15 protein-coding genes and 1 riboswitch are annotated in these 18,576 nt (G+C 70.7%); of the genes, 8 read left to right on the top strand and 7 right to left on the bottom strand.

The window, feature by feature from the left end; genetic code table 11:
• Window positions 1–133: 133 nt before the first annotated feature.
• Window positions 134–1,081 (bottom strand): glucosyl-3-phosphoglycerate synthase, encoded by a 948-nt coding sequence (locus IE278_RS12920; protein WP_189771816.1) that lies wholly within the window; start codon window positions 1,079–1,081, stop codon window positions 134–136.
• Between the two features lie 199 nt (window positions 1,082–1,280).
• Window positions 1,281–1,438, top strand: a riboswitch (SAM riboswitch).
• Between the two features lie 15 nt (window positions 1,439–1,453).
• Between IE278_RS12920 and thrC the strand changes: the two genes are divergently transcribed.
• The 5 genes from thrC (at window position 1,454) to IE278_RS12945 (ending at window position 7,195) form a co-directional block, all read left to right on the top strand.
• Window positions 1,454–2,779 carry a threonine synthase gene (gene thrC / locus IE278_RS12925; protein ID WP_189771818.1) on the top strand — a complete coding sequence of 442 codons (1,326 nt, stop codon included), beginning with the start codon at window positions 1,454–1,456 and terminating at the stop codon, window positions 2,777–2,779.
• Window positions 2,780–2,897: 118 nt separating this feature from the next.
• Window positions 2,898–3,173, top strand: coding sequence for a MoaD/ThiS family protein (locus IE278_RS12930; RefSeq protein WP_189771820.1), 276 nt, complete (start codon window positions 2,898–2,900; stop codon window positions 3,171–3,173).
• A gap of 477 nt (window positions 3,174–3,650) precedes the next feature.
• Complete coding sequence (locus IE278_RS12935; RefSeq protein ID WP_007493268.1) at window positions 3,651–3,857, top strand: cold-shock protein; 207 nt, start codon at window positions 3,651–3,653, stop codon at window positions 3,855–3,857.
• Between the two features lie 356 nt (window positions 3,858–4,213).
• Complete coding sequence (groL, locus tag IE278_RS12940; protein WP_107015329.1) at window positions 4,214–5,842, top strand: chaperonin GroEL; 1,629 nt, start codon at window positions 4,214–4,216, stop codon at window positions 5,840–5,842.
• Window positions 5,843–6,070: 228 nt separating this feature from the next.
• Window positions 6,071–7,195, top strand: a complete 1,125-nt coding sequence (locus IE278_RS12945; RefSeq protein ID WP_246570288.1) for an NADH:flavin oxidoreductase — start codon at window positions 6,071–6,073, stop codon at window positions 7,193–7,195.
• Between the two features lie 171 nt (window positions 7,196–7,366).
• Here IE278_RS12945 and IE278_RS12950 read toward each other — a convergent pair whose 3' ends face one another.
• Window positions 7,367–8,356, bottom strand: a complete 990-nt coding sequence (locus IE278_RS12950; protein ID WP_189771823.1) for an NmrA family NAD(P)-binding protein — start codon at window positions 8,354–8,356, stop codon at window positions 7,367–7,369.
• Window positions 8,357–8,466: 110 nt separating this feature from the next.
• Here IE278_RS12950 and IE278_RS12955 point away from each other — a divergent pair, with 110 nt between their 5' ends.
• Complete coding sequence (locus IE278_RS12955) at window positions 8,467–9,045, top strand: TetR/AcrR family transcriptional regulator (RefSeq protein ID WP_189771825.1); 579 nt, start codon at window positions 8,467–8,469, stop codon at window positions 9,043–9,045.
• Window positions 9,046–9,495: 450 nt separating this feature from the next.
• Window positions 9,496–11,070 carry a subtype B tannase gene (locus IE278_RS12960; RefSeq protein WP_246570289.1) on the top strand — a complete coding sequence of 525 codons (1,575 nt, stop codon included), beginning with the start codon at window positions 9,496–9,498 and terminating at the stop codon, window positions 11,068–11,070.
• Here the strand turns inward: IE278_RS12960 and IE278_RS12965 are convergent.
• The 5 genes from IE278_RS12965 to IE278_RS12985 form a co-directional block, all read right to left on the bottom strand.
• Window positions 11,067–11,666, bottom strand: a complete 600-nt coding sequence (locus IE278_RS12965) for a hypothetical protein (RefSeq protein WP_189771826.1) — start codon at window positions 11,664–11,666, stop codon at window positions 11,067–11,069. The genes IE278_RS12960 and IE278_RS12965 overlap by 4 nt on opposite strands.
• A gap of 343 nt (window positions 11,667–12,009) precedes the next feature.
• Window positions 12,010–12,969: an N-acetylmuramic acid 6-phosphate etherase gene (gene murQ, locus IE278_RS12970; protein ID WP_189771827.1), complete on the bottom strand. Its 960-nt coding sequence runs from the start codon at window positions 12,967–12,969 to the stop codon at window positions 12,010–12,012.
• 179 nt (window positions 12,970–13,148) lie between these two features.
• Window positions 13,149–14,066 carry a MurR/RpiR family transcriptional regulator gene (locus IE278_RS12975; protein WP_189771828.1) on the bottom strand — a complete coding sequence of 306 codons (918 nt, stop codon included), beginning with the start codon at window positions 14,064–14,066 and terminating at the stop codon, window positions 13,149–13,151.
• Between the two features lie 200 nt (window positions 14,067–14,266).
• Window positions 14,267–14,929: a response regulator gene (locus IE278_RS12980; protein WP_189771830.1), complete on the bottom strand. Its 663-nt coding sequence runs from the start codon at window positions 14,927–14,929 to the stop codon at window positions 14,267–14,269.
• On the bottom strand, window positions 14,904–16,076 hold the full coding sequence (locus tag IE278_RS12985) for a sensor histidine kinase (RefSeq protein WP_189771831.1): 1,173 nt from the start codon (window positions 16,074–16,076) through the stop codon (window positions 14,904–14,906). The genes IE278_RS12980 and IE278_RS12985 overlap by 26 nt, the downstream gene beginning before the upstream one ends.
• 175 nt (window positions 16,077–16,251) lie before the next feature.
• Here IE278_RS12985 and IE278_RS12990 point away from each other — a divergent pair, with 175 nt between their 5' ends.
• On the top strand, window positions 16,252–18,546 hold the full coding sequence (locus IE278_RS12990; RefSeq protein ID WP_246570290.1) for an MMPL family transporter: 2,295 nt from the start codon (window positions 16,252–16,254) through the stop codon (window positions 18,544–18,546).
• The last annotated feature ends 30 nt before the right edge of the window (window positions 18,547–18,576 follow it).

Consider the following 18,576-nt stretch of genomic DNA (forward strand, 5'->3'; position numbering starts at 1 on the left):
GGCTATCCGCTCAAACGTTCCCACTGGCCGTGGCGGAAGCAACTGGGTCAACCGAAGGCCGGTAAGGGTGGCCCGCGCAGTTCCCCACGCCCCTGTCAAGGGGCGTGGGGAACTGCGCAATCTTCTGGTTCTGTTATGCCGCGCGGCGTGAGACGTACTCTCTGATGTCCGTCATCGGGGGGCGTTCCTCCATGTCCACCGAGTGCGTGCGCGGCTCGAAGCCGTGATCCCCCCGGACGAACTGCGTCAGCGCCGGCCTGATCATGTGGCCGCGCGCCAGCCGCAGCTGAGCCGTGCGGTAGATCGCCGCGGACATCCGTCCGAGCGCCTGCCCGTCCTGGTGCCGGTGCCTGCGCACGCCCACGTCGACCTGCGCGAGGGCGTCGAGCCCGACCAGGTGCAGGGAGTCGACCAGCATGCCCAGCTCCACGCCGTAGCCGACGGGGAAGGGGAGTCGTTCGAGGAGCGAGCGGCGGGCCGCGTACTCCCCGCCCAGCGGCTGCACGAAGCCGGCCAGCTGCGGCCAGTGCATGTTGAGCAGCGGCCGGGCCATGAGTTCCGTCACCCGGCCCCCCTGACCCGCGGCGGAACCCAGCGGGCGGTCGTACATCGCCTTGACGAGGTGCACGCCCGGATCCGTGAGCAGCGGGCCGACGATCCCGGAGACGAAGTCCGCCGAGAACTCCTTCAGGTCCGCGTCGACGAAGGCCACGATGTCCCCGCGGGTGACGAGCAGCGAGCGCCACAGCACCTCGCCCTTGCCGGGCACGGCCGGGATCCGGGGCAGGATCTCGTCCCGGTGCACGACCCGCGCGCCCGCGGCGGCGGCGACCTCGGAGGTGCGGTCCGTCGAACCCGAGTCGATCACCACGATCTCGTCGACGAGCGGCACTCTCGTGGTCATCAGCTCACGGCGGATCACGGCGACGATCTCGCCGACCGTCTCCTCCTCGTTGAGCGCGGGCAGTACGACACTGACCGTGGAGCCCGTGGACCGCTTCGCGGCGATCAGCTTCTTGAGCGGGCGGTCCTCGACGGACCAGGAGCGCGTGCTCAGCCAGCGCTCGACGTCTTCCAGCACGTGCGGCTCTCCCTTGCGTTCATCGGGATGCGTGCGTCCCGCCGCGACGGAAACCGGTGTGACGGTCATCTCGCGGTTCGGACGGCTCTCTCCACCATCCATGCCGTCGGTTACAGTCTTGAACAACGCTGATGACCATCGCATGTCGGGGGTCGTTGCGTGTACAACTAAAATCACGTGCAGGACCACAACTGAATACCGCTCATCCAGAGGGGCAGAGGGATACGGCCCGTTGAAGCCCCGGCAACCCTCCAGCCGGTCTCGTCCTGATCATCGCTGATCAGTGCCGCGAGGCTCCCGGCTCGGGAAGGTGCCAAATCCGTCTCATGGCGAAGTGCGTCGTGAGGAAGATGAGGAAAGGGCCTCGCCTCCATGGCTGCGCAGACAGTTGCAAGCACCACGAACCCCACCCCCGCCGCGGACTCCGCGAGCTCCACGAACTCCGTGGACCTCGGTCCGGCCGCCGCGCTCTCCTGCCGCGAGTGCGGTCACCGCGTACCGCTCGGTCCGGTCTTCGCCTGCGAGGAGTGTTTCGGCCCGCTGGAGATCGCGTACGACTTCTCGGGCTACGACACCGAAGAGCTGCGCAAGCGGATCGAGTCCGGCCCGGCGAACATCTGGCGGTACGCGCCCCTGCTGCCCGTCCCCGCGGACGTGGCGGACAAGCCGAACATCAACCCCGGCTGGACCAAGCTCGTCCAGGCCGACAACCTGGCGCGTGAGCTGGGCGTCGACGCCGGCAAGCTCTTCGTCAAGGACGACTCCGGCAACCCGACGCACTCCTTCAAGGACCGCGTCGTCGCCCAGGCGCTGGAGGCCGCGCGCGCCTTCGGCTTCACCACGCTCTCCTGCTCCTCCACCGGCAACCTCGCGGGCGCGGTGGGCGCCGCCGCCGCGCGGGCCGGCTTCCGTTCCTGCGTGTTCATCCCGCACGACCTGGAGCAGGGCAAGGTCGTCATGGCCGCGGTCTACGGCGGCGAGCTGGTCGGCATCGAGGGCAACTACGACGACGTGAACCGCTTCTGCTCCGAGCTGATCGGCGACCCGGCCGGCGAGGGCTGGGGCTTCGTCAACGTCAACCTTCGGCCGTACTACGCGGAGGGCTCCAAGACCCTGGCGTACGAGATCTGCGAGCAGCTCGGCTGGCGGCTGCCGGACCAGCTGGTCGTGCCGATCGCCTCCGGTTCGCAGCTGACGAAGATCGACAAGGGGCTGAAGGAGCTGATCCAGCTCGGCCTCGTCGAGGACAAGCCGTACAAGATCTTCGGCGCCCAGGCCGAGGGCTGCTCGCCGGTGTCCGTCGCCTACAAGGCCGGGCACGACGTCGTACGCCCGCAGAAGCCGAACACGATCGCGAAGTCGCTCGCCATCGGCAACCCGGCCGACGGGCCGTACGTGCTCGACATCGCCCGCCGCACGGGCGGGGCCGTGGAGGACGTGAACGACGACCAGGTCGTCGACGCGATCAAGCTGCTGGCGCGTACCGAGGGGATCTTCGCGGAGACCGCCGGCGGGGTGACGGTGGGGGTCGCGAAGAAGCTGATCGAGGCGGGTCTGCTCGATCCGACGCTGACGACTGTCGTCCTCAACACCGGGGACGGTCTGAAGACGCTGGACGCCGTCGCCTCCGACACGGGGCTGACCGCGACCATCCGTCCGAACCTCGACTCCTTCCACGAGGCCGGTCTCGGTTCCTGATCGTTGTTCGTACGCCGCGGGCCGGTGGGGGCCGGCCGCGTCCCGCGGCGGAGCCGCACGTGTCACCGCCCCGCGCCCTTGACCGGGCGCTTCGCACCCCGACCGGAGGTCCTGTTCCATGAGCGTCAACGTCCGCATCCCCACCATTCTGCGTACCTATACGGGTGGTCAGGCCGAGGTGGCCGCCGAGGGTGCGACCCTCGCCGAGGTCATCGCCGATCTGGAGAAGAACCACGCCGGTATCGCGGCCCGTGTCCTGGACGACCAGGGCAAGCTGCGGCGGTTCGTCAACGTGTACGTGAACGACGACGACGTCCGCTTCGAGCAGGGTCTTGAGACGGCCACGCCGGACGGCGTCGGCGTCTCGATCATCCCGGCGGTCGCCGGCGGCTGAGCGCCCCGTCCGAAGGCCCCGTCCGGTGGGTCCGTTCGGCGGCCTGATCATTACCCTTGGTAATGCCGAACACGCAGAGTTCATCGAATTGCCCCCTCCGCGCCCGAAGCGGAGGGGGCAATTCTGTATGGTTGAGCGCGGTACAGTTGGGGAACCTGCTTCGCTTCGCAAGGTCGGCGCATATGAGTTCGCGCCCGGGGCCCGACAAGAAGCAGCCAAAGTAACTGGTCCTTTTGAGCCGTTTATGGCATTTACCGGGCCCGACTTGCCCTGAATCTTCGTAAATCCTTCACATATTTCCGATCAGCCGTGCCCGGAATTCTCGTCGGATTGACCTGTTGCAGACGGCAGTTGGACGGATACATTCAGCCGCGGTCGACGCGTTCCGGCGCACACCCCCAACCGTTGGGGGGTGAGGTCTGACCCGGATCCGCGAAGTGCGGGTCTGTGCAAGGGCCAGTAATAGGGGAGTTAGGCATGGCTCAGGGCACCGTCAAATGGTTCAACGCGGAGAAGGGGTACGGCTTCATCGCGGTCGACGGTGGTGCGGATGTATTCGTCCACTACAGCGCGATTCAGATGGACGGCTACCGCACCCTGGAAGAGGGTCAGCGGGTCGATTTTGAGATCTCGCAAGGCCAGAAGGGGCCGCAGGCGGACATGGTCCGGCTGGCGACCGGCTGAAGCACGCGCCGACTTACTGCAGCGACGTTCTTCTTCCGAAGGGCTCGTGCCTCCCGGGTACGGGCCCTTCGGCATGTCCGCGTGCCGGTCGCGGCCGGCGGAGGGGCCTCAAGGTCATCGGACGCCCTCGCCTCTCACCCCCTCCCACCTGCGGATCATTGAGAGGCGCTTGCACTCGCATGGGTCGAGTGCTAATCATTGGCGTTAGCACTCTGAAGGTGAGAGTGACAACGAGGACCGGGTCAGTGAGGCCCGCAGGCCGGGTGGGGCAAGGAACCACGAGGTCTGCAGGCCGTCCGTCGCGGGCGCGGGCGCGGTCCTGGAGATTCCACCCCAGTCCGGGAGGACCACTTCACATGGCCAAGATCATCGCGTTCGACGAGGAGGCACGGCGCGGTCTCGAGCGCGGGATGAACCAGCTCGCCGACGCCGTCAAGGTCACCCTTGGTCCCAAGGGTCGCAACGTCGTCCTAGAGAAGAAGTGGGGCGCCCCCACGATCACCAACGATGGTGTTTCCATCGCCAAGGAGATCGAGCTCGAGGACCCGTACGAGAAGATCGGCGCAGAGCTGGTCAAGGAAGTCGCCAAGAAGACGGACGACGTCGCCGGCGACGGAACGACCACGGCGACCGTGCTCGCCCAGGCGCTGGTCCGCGAGGGTCTGCGCAACGTAGCCGCCGGTGCCAACCCGATGGCTCTCAAGCGCGGTATCGAGAAGGCCGTCGAGGCCGTCTCCGGTGCCCTTCTTGAGCAGGCCAAGGATGTCGAGACCAAGGAGCAGATCGCTTCCACGGCCTCCATCTCCGCCGCCGACACCCAGATCGGCGAGCTCATCGCCGAGGCGATGGACAAGGTCGGCAAGGAAGGCGTCATCACCGTCGAGGAGTCCCAGACCTTCGGTCTGGAGCTGGAGCTCACCGAGGGTATGCGCTTCGACAAGGGCTACATCTCGGCGTACTTCGCCACCGACATGGAGCGTATGGAGGCCGTCCTCGACGACCCGTACATCCTGATCGCCAACTCGAAGATCGCCAACGTCAAGGACCTGCTCCCGCTCCTCGAGAAGGTCATGCAGGGCGGCAAGCCGCTGCTGATCATCGCCGAGGACGTCGAGGGCGAGGCGCTGTCGACGCTGGTCGTCAACAAGATCCGTGGCACCTTCAAGTCCGTCGCCGTCAAGGCTCCGGGCTTCGGTGACCGCCGCAAGGCCATGCTCGGCGACATCGCCATCCTCACGGGCGGCGAGGTCATCTCCGAGGAGGTCGGCCTGAAGCTGGAGAACGCGGGTCTGGACCTGCTGGGCCGTGCCCGCAAGGTCGTCATCACCAAGGACGAGACCACGATCGTGGACGGCTCCGGCTCCGCCGACCAGGTCCAGGGCCGGGTCAACCAGATCCGTGCCGAGATCGAGAACTCGGACTCGGACTACGACCGCGAGAAGCTCCAGGAGCGCCTGGCGAAGCTGGCCGGCGGCGTGGCCGTCATCAAGGCCGGTGCCGCCACCGAGGTCGAGCTCAAGGAGCGCAAGCACCGCATCGAGGACGCCGTTCGCAACGCGAAGGCGGCCGTCGAGGAGGGCATCGTCGCCGGTGGTGGCGTGGCTCTGCTCCAGGCTTCCTCGGTGTTCGAGAAGCTCGAGCTCACGGGTGACGAGGCGACCGGCGCGAACGCCGTGAAGCTCGCCCTGGAGGCCCCGCTCAAGCAGATCGCCGTCAACGGCGGTCTCGAGGGTGGCGTCATCGTCGAGAAGGTCCGCAACCTGCCCGTCGGTCACGGTCTGAACGCCGCGACCGGTGAGTACGTGGACATGATCGCCGAAGGCATCATCGACCCGGCGAAGGTCACGCGCTCTGCCCTGCAGAACGCCGCCTCCATCGCCGCGCTGTTCCTCACCACCGAGGCCGTCATCGCCGACAAGCCGGAGAAGGCTTCGGCCGGCGCCGGCGCCGGCGGCGGCATGCCGGGCGGTGACATGGACTTCTGATCCGGAGACGGATCGGCGGTTCACCGCTGTACGAACCGAGGGCGGCACCCCGTGTGGGGGTGCCGCCCTCGGGCGTTTCCCGGACCGTGTCCGGGGTCACAGCGGGGTGTGGGGGAGCGGAGGAATGCCGTGCGCGCCGAGTTGGTTGTTCGGGGGAGTTATCCATGCGCATGCACATACCCAATGGGATGCATGCTCCCTTCCCCTCCCCCCACGAGGAGTCCCCACGTGACTGTCGCCCCCTCCGCCTCCCGCGCCGCCGAGGTTCTTTCCCGGCCCGTGTCCCTCAACGGTCTGACCGTTCCGAACCGGATCGCGATGGCGCCGATGACCCGGCAGTTCTCGCCGGGCGGAGTACCGGGGGAGGACGTGGCGTCGTACTACGCGCGCCGTGCCGCCGCCGGTGTCGGTCTGATCGTCACCGAGGGCACGTACGTGGACCACGCCTCGGCCGGGAACAGCGACCGGGTCCCGCGGTTCCACGGGGAGGAGCAGCTCGCGGGATGGGCGAAGGTCGCGGCTGACGTGCACGCGGCGGGCGGCACGATCATGCCGCAGCTCTGGCACATCGGCATGGTGCGCTCGGCCGGGGAGCAGCCGTTCACGGACGCGCCCGCGGTCGGCCCCTCCGGCCTGCGCCTCGACGGCACCGCCGGCCAGGGCAAGGAGATGACCCAGGCCGACCTCGACGACGTCGTCCAGGCCTTCGCCGACGCGGCGGCCGACGCCGAGCGCATCGGCTTCGACGGGGTCGAGCTGCACGGCGCGCACGGCTACCTGCTCGACCAGTTCCTGTGGGCGGGCACCAACCGCCGCACGGACGGGTACGGCGGTGACCTCGTCGCCCGTACGAAGTTCGCCGCGGAGATCGTGGCCGCGGTGCGGGCGGTCGTCTCGCCGACCTTCCCCGTCCTGTTCCGCTACTCGCAGTGGAAGCAGGACGTCTACAAGGCGCGGCTCGCGGAGACCCCGGCGGAGCTGGAGTCCCTGCTGGAGCCCCTGGCCGCGGCCGGCGTGGACGTCTTCCACGCGTCGACGCGCCGCTACTGGCTGCCGGAGTTCGACGGCTCCGACCTGAACCTGGCCGGCTGGACGAAGAAGCTCACCGGCAAGCCCGTCATCACCGTCGGCTCGGTCGGCCTCGACGGGGACTTCCTCAAGGGGTTCCGCGGTGAGGGCGCGCCGGTCAAGGGCATCGACGACCTGCTCGACCGGCTGGAGAACGAGGAGTTCGACATGATCGCGGTCGGCCGCGCGCTGCTCCAGGACCCGGAGTGGGCCCTGAAGGTGCTGGGCGGGCGGTTCGGCGAACTGGACGCGTTCAACGCGGGGGCGCTGCGCTCGCTCAGCTGATGGTGGGTGCGGGTGAGTGGGGCGGCTGGTTTGCGCGGTTCCTCGCACCCCGACCCCTACCCCTAAAGACAAAAGATTGCGCCGTTCCCCGCGCCCCCGAGTCTGCCGGAGGGTTTTTAGGGGCGCGGGGAACTGCGCAGCGGGGGGCGGAGGCGGAGCCCCCATACGGGGTCAGGCCGTTGGGGGCAGGTGGTGTCGCGCCCACTCTTCGAAGGGGGTGAGCGGGATGCCGAGGGCCGTCGCGTACTCGGGACGACCCGGCTGACCCACCACGTTCAACCGCTCGTGCGAGGCCCCCATCGGCGGCATGCCCGCAGCCAGCGCCTCCTCCTCCGTCATGTCCGGCGCGGACAGGCGCGTACCCAGGACCCCGGAGAGGATCTCGGCGATCCGCGCCATCGACAGGTAGTCGCTGGCCAGTTCCAGCTCGACGCGGTCGAACCGTTCCGGCGCGGCGAAGGCCGCGGCGGCCGCCGCGCCGATGTCGTCCACCGCGGCGAGCGACAGACGCGTCGTCGGCTTGAGGACGCTCACGATCCCGCCCTCGACGCCGCGCGGGAACAGGAACCGCATCGAGGGGAGGAAGTTCTCCATGAAGAAGCCCGGCTTGAGCAGCGTCCAGCGCGGGAAGCCGGCCTCGCGGAGCCGGTCCTGGATCGCCCGCTTGGCCTCCAGCGTGGCCGCCGTCGACGCCCACCGGCCCTCGGCCCAGCCGGGGTCCTCGGTGTGCTGCCCGGCGCCGCTGACCGAGGTGTGCACGAACTGAGAGACCCCGGCCGCCCTGGCGCCCTCGATGAGGTTGACGCCCTGCCGCACCTCTCCGTCGAAGTCGAAGCCGTCCTCCGTGATGCCGGGCATCTGTACGGAGAAGACCGCGCGGACGCCTTCCGCGGCTCGCGTCACGGAGTCGCGGTCGTGGAGATCACCGGTGACCAGCTCCACGCCGAGCGCCTCGACGGCCTTGGCGCGGGCCGTGGCCGGGTCGCGTACCAGCGCCCGTACGGGCACGCCCGCCGCGAGCAGGGCGCGGGCGGTGGCGCCGCCCTGTCTGCCGGTGGCACCGGTGACCAGGACGGGTGCGGAGTCTGAGCTGGAGTCCGGGTCTGACTTCGGGCCCGCGTCCGAGCCCGAGTTGGGGCCTGGGTCTGTGGTTTTGGGCATGGGGGTGCTCCTCCGAGGCGCTGGCGCATCAAAACGGCGGGGCCCGCCGTTTCCTCTTCGCCTAAGATATGGCGGGGCCCGCCGTTTGACAAAGCACGAGGTGAGATCCGATGCCCGAGCATCAGCGCGCCGACGCCAGGCGCAACTACGCGCGCATTCTGGCCGTGGCCGAGGAAGAGGTCGCCGCCCAGGGAGCCGACGCCTCGCTGGAGCAGATCGCGCGTACCGCGGGGGTCGGGTCCGCGACGGTCCGCCGGCACTTCCCGACGCGTCGCGCGCTGCTGGAGGCGGTGTCGCGGACGCGGATCGAGGCGTTGTGCGTGCGCGCGGAGGAGCTGACGGGCCGGGGTGACAGCAGGGACGCGTTGCTGGAGTGGATGGGCGACGTCGTCGCCTACTGCGTCTCCGCGCGGGGGCTGGCCGCCGCGCTGACGTACGACGGGTCCCCGGCCGACCCGGTGCACGAGAACTCGTGCTCGCGGTCGTTGGAGGAGGCGGGGGGTCCGCTGCTCCACCGCGCCGTGCGGGACGGCGCGATGGCGGCGGACGTCACGGTCGCCGACCTGATCACGCTCGCGGTCGGCATCGTCCTGGCCACGGAACACCGCCGGGACCCGGCGGCGGAGGCGGACCGGTTGTTCCGGCTGGCGGTGGTGGGGCTGAGCCCCCTGGGCGGGGCGCGGACCTGATCAACCGGGCGGCGGGGAGGGCACCGCGCCGGGCGCGAAGGCTTCCCGTATCTCTCGCATCTCTCGCGTAGCTTGCGTAACTCGCGTCTCTCGCGTCACGAGGGTTTCTCGCACTTTCCGCTCCCCTGGAGGGCGAGGCCGCCCTTGTTCGTACCTGTCTGTGCCGCGATCTCATCGAGGGTCGGCCCGGCGCCGAAAACCATGTCGAAGTCGGGGACGCGGGCGTCGGCGCCACGGTCGGGGTCGCGGCGCGGTAGCCCCTACAGATTTGCGCCAAAATTGCTGACAATTTTGTGGGCGATTCGCTCGGTATGGCGGCGGACCAGGCAGGACGCGGGTGTTCGGGCCGGTGGCCGGTTCCCTGTGCTGCTGCCGCAGGGGCAGGGGAAGTCCTCAGGAACGGCTGGTGCACTGGGTGCTTCGAGCCGTGCTTGATGACAGGAGACGGACGTGAAGCGCAGAGCAGTGGTCATGGGGCTTACCGCGGCGACCGTGGGAACGGCGGCCGGGTTCGCCTCCGGAGCGCGGGCCGCCACACGGGACCGGCGGGCCGGAGCCGGAACCGGGGCCGGAGCGGAAGCCCGAGCGGGGAGCGGGGCTTCGGCGGATCTGGTCTTCGATCCGGACGCCTTTACCGAGTCGACCCTCACCGTCAAGGACACGGGCGGTGTCGCCCACGAGGTCGTGTACCGATTCCACAAGGTCGCCTCCTACGTGGCCGACCCGGTCGACGCGACCTACCAGTCCCTGAACGTCAGCGTGCCGGTTCGGATCGACGGCACGGCCGTCGACGCCTCGGGCGCACCCATCCTCCTCGCCAACGGCATCGGCGGGTACATGCCGTCGTCCGTGGCGAACAACACCGGCATCGTCGCGTCCGGGATGGGCGGCGGAACCAGCCGTCAGGCGCTCGCGCTGGCCGCCGGGTACGTCGTGGTGGAGCCCGGCGCCCGTGGTCGTACGCTCGTCGACGCCTCGGGGATCTACTACGGCACGGCGCCGGCCGCCATCGTGGATCTGAAGGCCGCCGTGCGGTACCTGAAGTTCAACGAGGGCCGCGTCCCCGGGAACGTACGGCGGATCGTCTCGTCCGGGGTCAGCGCGGGCGGGGCCCTGTCCGCCCTGCTCGGCGCGTCCGGGGACAGTCCGCGCTACGAGCCGTATCTGAGGGCGCTCGGCGCGGCCGACGCGAGCGACGCGATCTTCGCCGTCGGTTCCTGGTGTCCGATCATCGACCTCGAACACGCCGACATGGCGTACGAGTGGTGCTGGGGCGGCAACCCGCTGAGCGGTGGCGCGCAGGTCGATCCGGCCGTCTCCGGGGAGCTGAAGGCCGCGTACGCCGAGCATCTGGCCTCGCTCGGGCTGCGGGCGAAGGGCTTCGGCGCCCTCACCGCGCGCAACCTGGACGCGTACCTGCTGAGGACGCATCTGGAGCCGTCGGCCACGCGGTTCCTGGCGGCAATGCCGGACGCGGACCGGGCCGCCTATCTGGCCGCGAACCCCTTCATCACCTGGACCGGCGGGGCGTCGGGCGGCGGTTCCGGCGGCGGTTCCGGCGGGCGGGCCACCTTCTCCTGGGCCGACTTCCTCACGCACGTGGGCACCCGGAAGAAGAACGCGCCGTCCTTCGACGGCTTCACCCTGGCCACCCCCGAGAACAACCTGTTCGGTACGGGGACCACGAAGGCCCGGCACTTCACGCTCTACAGCCTGCGGCACGAGAGCGGCGACAGCGCGCGTCTGGACGCCGACATCCCCGCGAAGCTCGACCTGATGAACCCGATGCACCACCTCGTCGAGAACCTCAACCGCGGCCGCGCCAAGCACTGGTGGATACGCCTCGGCACCAAGGACACCGACACCTCGCTCTCGGTCGCGGGCAACCTCTCGGCCCGGCTGACGAGCCTGGGTGACGACGTCGACACCGCGTACTACTGGGACGCGGGGCACGGGGCCGACCTCGATCCGGGCGCCTTCGTCGAGTGGATCGGGGAGGTCTCGGGCTACCGGCGCGCGCTCTAGAGGTTCCCCATCGGTTCGATGTCGACCTTCACCGGTGTGCCCCAGATGCGCAGCACCTCGTAGTCCGTGAACTCGTGGACCAGGCGGTAGGCCATGCTCGGGCGAGGGCTCCGGCGCTGGGCGGAGAGATACAGCTCGGCCTCCTGCTTGTCGCGGCGGGGCGTGCCGCAGAGCTGCCAGGCCTGGCCGGTCCACATCTCCGGGAGCCAGCGCTGCTGGGGCTGGGGCCGGTCGCCCCGGACGCCGTAACGGGACGTGGTGCGTTCCGAACTCCCGTCCGGGGCGGTCGGGCCGCCCTGCGGGAAGGAGCCCTGGAACGAGTCGTTCACCTTCGAGCGGCGGGCCAGGCGGCGACGGGTCTCGCAGAGCAGGCACAGGTCGGGGGCGTCCTCGTCCACCGGGCCCGTGGGGTGTTCCGCGCAGCGGGTGGTGGGGGCCGCGGTGGTGACGGTCTCGTCCAGGAGGTCCAGGGCGCGCTTCAGGTCCGCCTTCACCTCGTGGAGCTTGGCGTCCGGCATCTCGGTGGAGAGGGCGTCTCCGTGTTCGCCCAGCACGCGGAGGGCTCTGCCCAGGGCGGTCAGTTGCGCGTGGTTCACGGTCTTGGGGTCCCTTCCTCTTGGCTTGGCCAGGGTCGCACGGGCCACTGACAGTGTGGGGGGGGTGGTGTCGGGTGCGGGTCGGTGGGGCTGGTTGCGCCGTTCCCCGCGCCCCTGAGGGGCTCGGCCCCCCCCTCAAGGCCAAAGATTGCGCCGTTCCCCGCGCCCCTAGGGGGCTCCGCCCCCCTCAAGGCCAAAGATTGCGCCGTTCCCCGCGCCCCTAAAAGCGAAAGGCGAAAGACTGCGGCGTTCCCCGCGCCCCTAAAAGCGAAAGACGAAGGACTGCGCCGTTCCCCGCGCCCCTGAAGGCGAAAGGCGAAAGATTGCGCCGTTCCCCGTGCCCCTAAGAGCGGTAGGTCAGGGCCTCTCGTAGGTGGCCGTTTGTTTGTTTTAGGAGGTGGGCTGCTGTGGGGGCGTCCACTGTGCCCAGGATCGTGAGGATCGCGTTCTTGACCTCGCCGTCCGTCGCGGCCAGTGCCGCCTCGATCTCCTCGTCGGAGGCGCCCGTGGCGAGCGCGACGATACGGCGGGAACGCGCCCGCAGCTTCTCGTTCGAGGCGCGTACGTCGACCATCAGGTTCCCGTACGTCTTGCCCAGGCGGATCATCGTGATCGTCGAGAGCATGTTGAGGACGAGCTTCTGCGCCGTGCCCGCCTTCAGACGGGTGGAGCCCGTGAGCAGTTCGGGGCCCACCACGACCTCGATGCCGTGGTCCGCCGCCGCCGCCAGCGCGCTGCCGGCGTTGCAGGACAGGCCGACGGTGAGGGCGCCGAGCGCGCGGGCGTGCCCGACGGCCCCGATCGCGTACGGGGTGCGGCCCGAGGCGGAGACGCCGACGACCGTGTCGTCCGCCGTGAGGTTCAGCGCGGACAGGTCCGCGACGGCCAGTTCCGCGGAGTCCTCCGCCCCCTCGGCCGACGTCGTCATCGCGGCCGGGCCGCCCGCGATCAGCCCGACGACCTCGGCCGGGTCCGTGTTGAACGTCGGCGGGCACTCGGAGGCGTCCAGCACGCCGAGCCGGCCGGCGGTGCCGGCGCCCGCGTAGACGAGTCGGCCGCCGCGCCCCATGCGCTCCGCGATGGCGTCGATCGCTGCCGCGATGTTCGGCAGCTGTGCGGCGACGGCGGTCGGCACGGTGGCGTCCTCGCCGTTCATGAGCTTCGCGATGTCGAGCGTCGGCAGTCGGTCGATGTCGGAGTGCTCGGGGCGGAACGCCTCGGTGGTCAGGCCCTCCAGCTCGGACCGCACATCGCGGTACCCGGAGGGCGAGGGGGCGTCGGTGGCGTCGGCGCTTGAGGTCATGTACGGCGACTCTTTCTGGTGCGTTTTCCGGTGCGGGCGGGGCCGCGTCCCGCTTCGGGGGCGCGGGGAACGGCGCAGTCTTCTGTCTTCAGGGGGCGGAGCCCTTCAGGGGCGCGGACGCGGACACGGGGAACTGCGCGACCGGCCCCCACCGGGCCGCGGAGGAACCCCCCGCCCCGCTAACGCGGCGTGCTCCGATGGCGGTGGGCCAGCGCCTCGTACGACGCGGACAGCGCCGGCGCCGCCGTCTCGTACGTCCGTTGGGCGACCCCTATGAACAGGCAGTCCACCACCAGTAGTTGGCTCGTCCGGGACGACATCGCCGCCGGCCGCAGCTCGCTCTCGCGGGCCGTGGACGTGGTGAGGATGTGATCCGCGTACTGGGTCACGGGGCCGTCCGGCCGTCCTGTGATCGCGATCGTCGTGGCCCCGTGCTCGAACGCGACCCGCAACGGCTCGATGACGTCGCCGGTGGCCCCGGAGTGCGTGATCGCGATCGCCACGTCCTTGGCCCGCAGCTGCACGGCGTTGGTCACGGCGAGGTGGGGGTCGTTGTGCGCGTGGGCTATGAGGCCGATGCGCAGCAGCTTCTGTGTGAGGTCCTGGGCGACGAGGCCGGACGCGCCGACGCCGTACACGTCGGTACGGCGGGCCGCCGCGAGCGCCCCGACCGCCGCGCCCAGCTGCACCGTGTCCAGTGCGGCGGCGGTGTCGGCGAGCGTCTGCTGCTCGTCGTACGCGAGCTTGGCGACGACGTCCGCGATCGGGTCGTCGACCGCGATGTCGGCCGTCACGGCGGGGGCGCGGCCCGACTGCTGCTGGGCGGCGAGGCCGGCGAGGGCGAGGCGCAGGTCGCGGTAGCCGGGGTAGCCGAGGAGGCGGGCCGTGCGGACGACGGTCGCCTCGCTGGTGCCGGTCAGTTCTGCGAGGCCGGTGACCGTGAGGGCCGCGCAGCCTGCGGGGTCGTTGGCCACGGCCTCCGCGACCCGCTGCATGGAGCGGGTCATCGAGGGGGCCAGGGTGCGGACCTTTGCGGCGAGGGCTGCGGGGGGTGGCGGGGGTTCGCCCGCGAAAATTTCCTTCACTTCTTGGGTCACGTATGAAAGATATTTTCGGGTGGGGGGAGGGTCAAGGGGTGGGGTGTCGGGTGCGGATCGGCGGGGGTGGCTGCGCCGTTCCCCGCGCCCCTAGGGGGCGTATCGAGTCATGATCCTCGGGTGGTCCTGGTGAGGTCTTCGATCCAGATCATCGAGGCGTGCCCGGACGGGGGCTCATGGGACATGGCCCGGCGCCCGGCTCAGGTCCCGGGGAGGATACGGCGCGTTTCGTAGGCCCACATCGCGATCTCGACCCGGTTGCGGGCGCCGAGTTTGGCCATCAGGCTGGCCAGATGCGTCTTCACCGTGCTGAGGCTGATGTGCAGCGCGTCGGCGATCTCGGTGTTGGTCAGCCCGCGGGCGACGGCGAGGAGTACCTGCTCCTCGCGGGCGGTGACGGGGGAGACCGGCCGGCCCGCGGGCCGGCCGGCGGGCAGGTCCGCGAACGCCCGGAGCAGACGGACGGTGACGCTGGGCGCGATGAGCGCCTCACCGTCGGACGCCGACCGTACGGCCTGGGCCAGGAGGTCCGGTCCCGTGTCCTTGAGGAGGAATCCGCGGGCGCCGGCACGCAGTGAGCCGTAGACGTACTCGTCGAGGTCGAACGTGGTGATGACGACCACGGCCAGCGGGTCGGCGACGCCCGGGCCGGCGACCAGCCGGGTGGCCTCCAGCCCGTCGATCACGGGCATGCGGATGTCGAAGAGGCAGACGTCGGGGCGTAGTTCGCGGGCCAGACGTACCGCTTCCTGCCCGTCGGCGGCCTCGCCGACCACCTCGATGCCGGGCTGGGCGTTCAGCATGATCCGCAACCCGGTGCGGATGATCGTCTGGTCGTCAGCGACGAGGACGCGAATGGACACCGCTCTCGTTCCTCGCTCTCGGCAGTTCGGCCTCGACATGCCAGCCCCGGTCGGTGCCCGGGCCGGCTCGTAGTGTGCCGCCGAGCAGCGTCGCGCGCTCGCGCAGTCCGGTAAGTCCGTATCCGTCGCGGCCCCGGCCGGTGCGCCGGCCGTTGTCGCGCACGCTCACCCGTACCGTGTGCCGTTCCGCGGCGACGCGGACGACGACCTCGGTCGCGTCGACCGCATGGCGCAGCGCGTTGGTCACCGACTCCTGCACGATGCGGTAGACGGCCGCGTCCACGGCCGGGGGCAGCGCGTCCAGTTCGCCGTCGAGCCCCAGGTCGACCCTGAGGCGACCACCCGGGGTGCGCACGAGGCGCTCCAGATCCGCGACTCCGGCAGGCGGCGCCAGCTCGGCGCCGACCCCGCGGTCGCGCAGCGTGGCGACCATGGCGCGCATTTCCTCCAGCGTGCGCGCCCCTTCCTCCTCGACCCCCTCCAGCGCCTCGACGGCGGCGGACGGGTCGATGTCGGCGAGCACCCGGCCCGCCTGGGCGATGATCACCATGGCCGACACGTGGTGGGCCACCGTGTCGTGCAGTTCCCGGGCGAGCTGTTCGCGTTCGCGGGAGCGCACCTGCTCCACCTGCCGCTCGCGAGCGGTCACACGGAACCGCACGGCGGCCCCGACCACGCCGGGCAGGAACAGGAAGACGAAGCCCACGACGTTTTCGACGACCGGGGTCTCGTCCGTGACGGAGCACAGCGCGCCGGCCGCGAGGATCACCGCGCCGCCCAGCACGATCTCGCGTCCGGACCCCCACCGGGGCAGCGCGTACACCAGCACGAGCACGACCACGCCGGTGTACAGGCCGACGGACTCGCGCGGTGCGGTGACGAGCGAGGCCATCTGAAGCAGGATCACCGAGCCGAACGCCAGCGTCACCGTCGCCAGCGGGCGGGTCCGGCGCCACAGGGGCAGCAGGCACAGCCATACGGCGAACACCACCGCCACCGGCCGCCACACGACGTTCTCGCGCAGCGTGGCCTCCAGCGCCACACCGGCAAGGCCCGCGGCGAGCAGCGCCCAGTCCCGCCGCACCCGGGCGGGCGCGCCGGGCGGCCGGGGTTCGGTCCACAGGGTTCGCAGGTCGTCTCGGAGCACGGTTCTCAGCCTAGGGACCGCAGCGTGCAGCGCATCGGCCGAAAGGACGGGTCGTCAGTCCTCCCAGGGGCCGACGGATCCGCGGCCCGCGGGCCGATGCCGCACAGCGCCGTGGCGGCGAGCCTCGGCATCGGCGGCCGTACATGGACGGCCGACGAGGTTCTTGGAGGACCCGATGCTCTCGAAAGTTCTGTTGCGCCTGGGCGCGAACGCCGCCCGCCATCCCTGGCGGGTGATCGCGGCATGGCTGGTCGCCGCCACGCTCGCCGTCCTCGCCGCCGTCGCCTTCGGCGGGCGGACGTCGGACTCGATGACCGCTCCGGGACTGGACTCCCAGCGGGCCGCGGAACTGATCGAGCGGGCCCGCACCGGCCAGGAGGGGATGACCGCCCAAGTGGTCGTCACCCCCCTCGACGGCGCTGTGACGTTCTTCGGCCATGACAGCGCGCGCACCGCTCTCACGCGGCTGCGGACCGAGGTGGAGCGGCTGCCGCACGTGCTCGGCACGAGCGACCCGGCGGGGGCGCTCGACGCGGGCGGGGACACCGCCGTGCGCGGCGGCCTCGTTTCGGCCGACGGGCGGATCGCGGTCGTCCGGGTGCAGTACCCCGACCAGAGCCGGCTGTCGGCCGACGACCTCGACGCACTCGTCGATCTCGGCGACCGGCTGCGCGCCGAACTCCCCCTGCGCATCGAGATGGGCGGGAACCTCTTCTACGCCTTCTCCGACGCCGACGGCGGCACGAGCGAGCTGATCGGCCTCCTCGCCGCGGCCGCGATCCTGTTCCTGGCGTTCGGTTCGCTCGTCGCCGCCGCGCTGCCGATCGGCATGGCGGTCTTCGGGCTGACCGTCGGGGTCGCCACCATGACGGTACTGGCGGGGGTGACGGACGTCCCGACCTTCGCCCCTGTCCTGGGCAGCATGGTCGGGCTCGGAGTGGGCATCGACTACGCGCTGTTCGTGCTCGCCAGGCACCGGGAGTACCTCGCGCGCGGGCTCGATCCGCACGAGGCGGCCGGCCGGGCGGTGGCAACGGCGGGGCGGCCGGTGGTCTTCGCCGGCGGCACCGTCGTCGTGTCGATCCTCGGCCTGGCGGTCGCGAACGTGCCGTTCATGACGGTGGGCGGGTTCGCCGTCTCGATCGTCGTCATGATCATGGTGCTCGCGTCGGTGACGCTGCTGCCGGCCTTCCTCGGCGCGGCGGGCCCGCGGCTGGCCCGGGCCGGCCGGATCGGCCGGATCGGCCGGGCTCTGCGGACCAGGAAGCCGGGCCGACTCGCACGGCGGCGGGACCCGGCGGCGGGCGTCGCCCACGCCGCCGGGTGGCGTCGCTGGATCGGGCACGTCAGCCGGCACCCGGTGCCGTACGCGGTCGGCGCGGCGGGGCTGCTGCTGACCGCGGCGCTGCCCGTGCTCGGCCTGCGCGTCGGCCTGCCGGACGACGGCTCACTGCCCCCCAGCCGTACCGAGCGCCAGGCCTACGACCTCGTCGCCGAGGGGTTCGGCCCGGGCACCAACGGTCCCCTCGTCATCGCCGCGGACCCCACCGGTGATCCGGGAGTGCTGGACCGACTCGTCGGGGCGGTCGCGGCGGATCCGGGCATCGCGTCCGTCGCGCCGACGCACATCGACCGGGCCACCGGCATCGCGACCCTCGTGGTGTTCCCGACCACCAGCCCTCAGGACAAGGCCACGGCCGACACCATCGCCCGGCTGCGCACCGACGTGCTGCCCACGGCGACCGGGCCCGGTCCGGCCAGGGCCCACGTCGGTGGCGCCGCCGCGAGCCTGTCCGATGTGGGCCGACGCACCAGCCAACGCCTGCCGGTGTTCGTCGCCGCCGTGCTGGCGATGTCGTTCCTGCTGCTGATGCTGGTCTTCCGCTCGATACTCGTACCGCTCAAGGCGGTACTGCTGAATCTGCTGAGCATCGGGGCGGCCTACGGCATCATGGTCGCGGTCTTCCAGTGGGGCTGGGGAGGTGCACTCATCGGGCTGGAAGCGACGGTTCCGATCGTGTCGTTCATCCCGATGTTCCTCTTCGCCATCCTGTTCGGCCTGTCGATGGACTACGAGGTGTTCCTCCTGTCCCGCGTACGCGAGGAGTACCTGCGCACCGGCGACAACGGCACGGCGATCGTCGAGGGCATCTCGCGCACCGCCCGGATCATCACCTCGGCCGCCCTCATCATGGTGGCGGTCTTCCTGTCCTTCGCCGTCGCCGAGGACCCCTCCACCAAAATGTTCGGGCTCGGCCTGGCCACCGCGATCCTCATCGACGCCACGGTCGTACGCATGGTGCTGGTACCGGCGACCATGACACTCCTCGGCCGGAGCAACTGGTGGCTGCCGAACTGGCTGGACCGGATGCTTCCCCGCGCCCCTGAAGGCGAAAGGCAGAAGACTGCGCCGTTCCCCGCGCCCCTGAAGGCGAAGGACGAAAGACTGCGCCGTTCCCCGCGCCCCTAGGTTCCCGCGCCCCTGGGGCGCCAGGGGTCG

It is taken from the genome of Streptomyces tauricus (assembly GCF_014650955.1).
Classification (GTDB): domain Bacteria; phylum Actinomycetota; class Actinomycetes; order Streptomycetales; family Streptomycetaceae; genus Streptomyces; species Streptomyces tauricus.

Coding starts and splice junctions, on each gene's coding strand:
- thrC (WP_189771818.1), top strand. CDS start 1,454: ATGGCTGCGCAGACAGTTGCAAGCACCACGAACCCCACCCCCGCCGCG.
- IE278_RS12930 (WP_189771820.1), top strand. CDS start 2,898: ATGAGCGTCAACGTCCGCATCCCCACCATTCTGCGTACCTATACGGGT.
- IE278_RS12935 (WP_007493268.1), top strand. CDS start 3,651: ATGGCTCAGGGCACCGTCAAATGGTTCAACGCGGAGAAGGGGTACGGC.
- groL (WP_107015329.1), top strand. CDS start 4,214: ATGGCCAAGATCATCGCGTTCGACGAGGAGGCACGGCGCGGTCTCGAG.
- IE278_RS12950 (WP_189771823.1), bottom strand. CDS start 8,356: ATGCCCAAAACCACAGACCCAGGCCCCAACTCGGGCTCGGACGCGGGC.
- IE278_RS12955 (WP_189771825.1), top strand. CDS start 8,467: ATGCCCGAGCATCAGCGCGCCGACGCCAGGCGCAACTACGCGCGCATT.
- murQ (WP_189771827.1), bottom strand. CDS start 12,969: ATGACCTCAAGCGCCGACGCCACCGACGCCCCCTCGCCCTCCGGGTAC.
- IE278_RS12990 (WP_246570290.1), top strand. CDS start 16,252: ATGCTCTCGAAAGTTCTGTTGCGCCTGGGCGCGAACGCCGCCCGCCAT.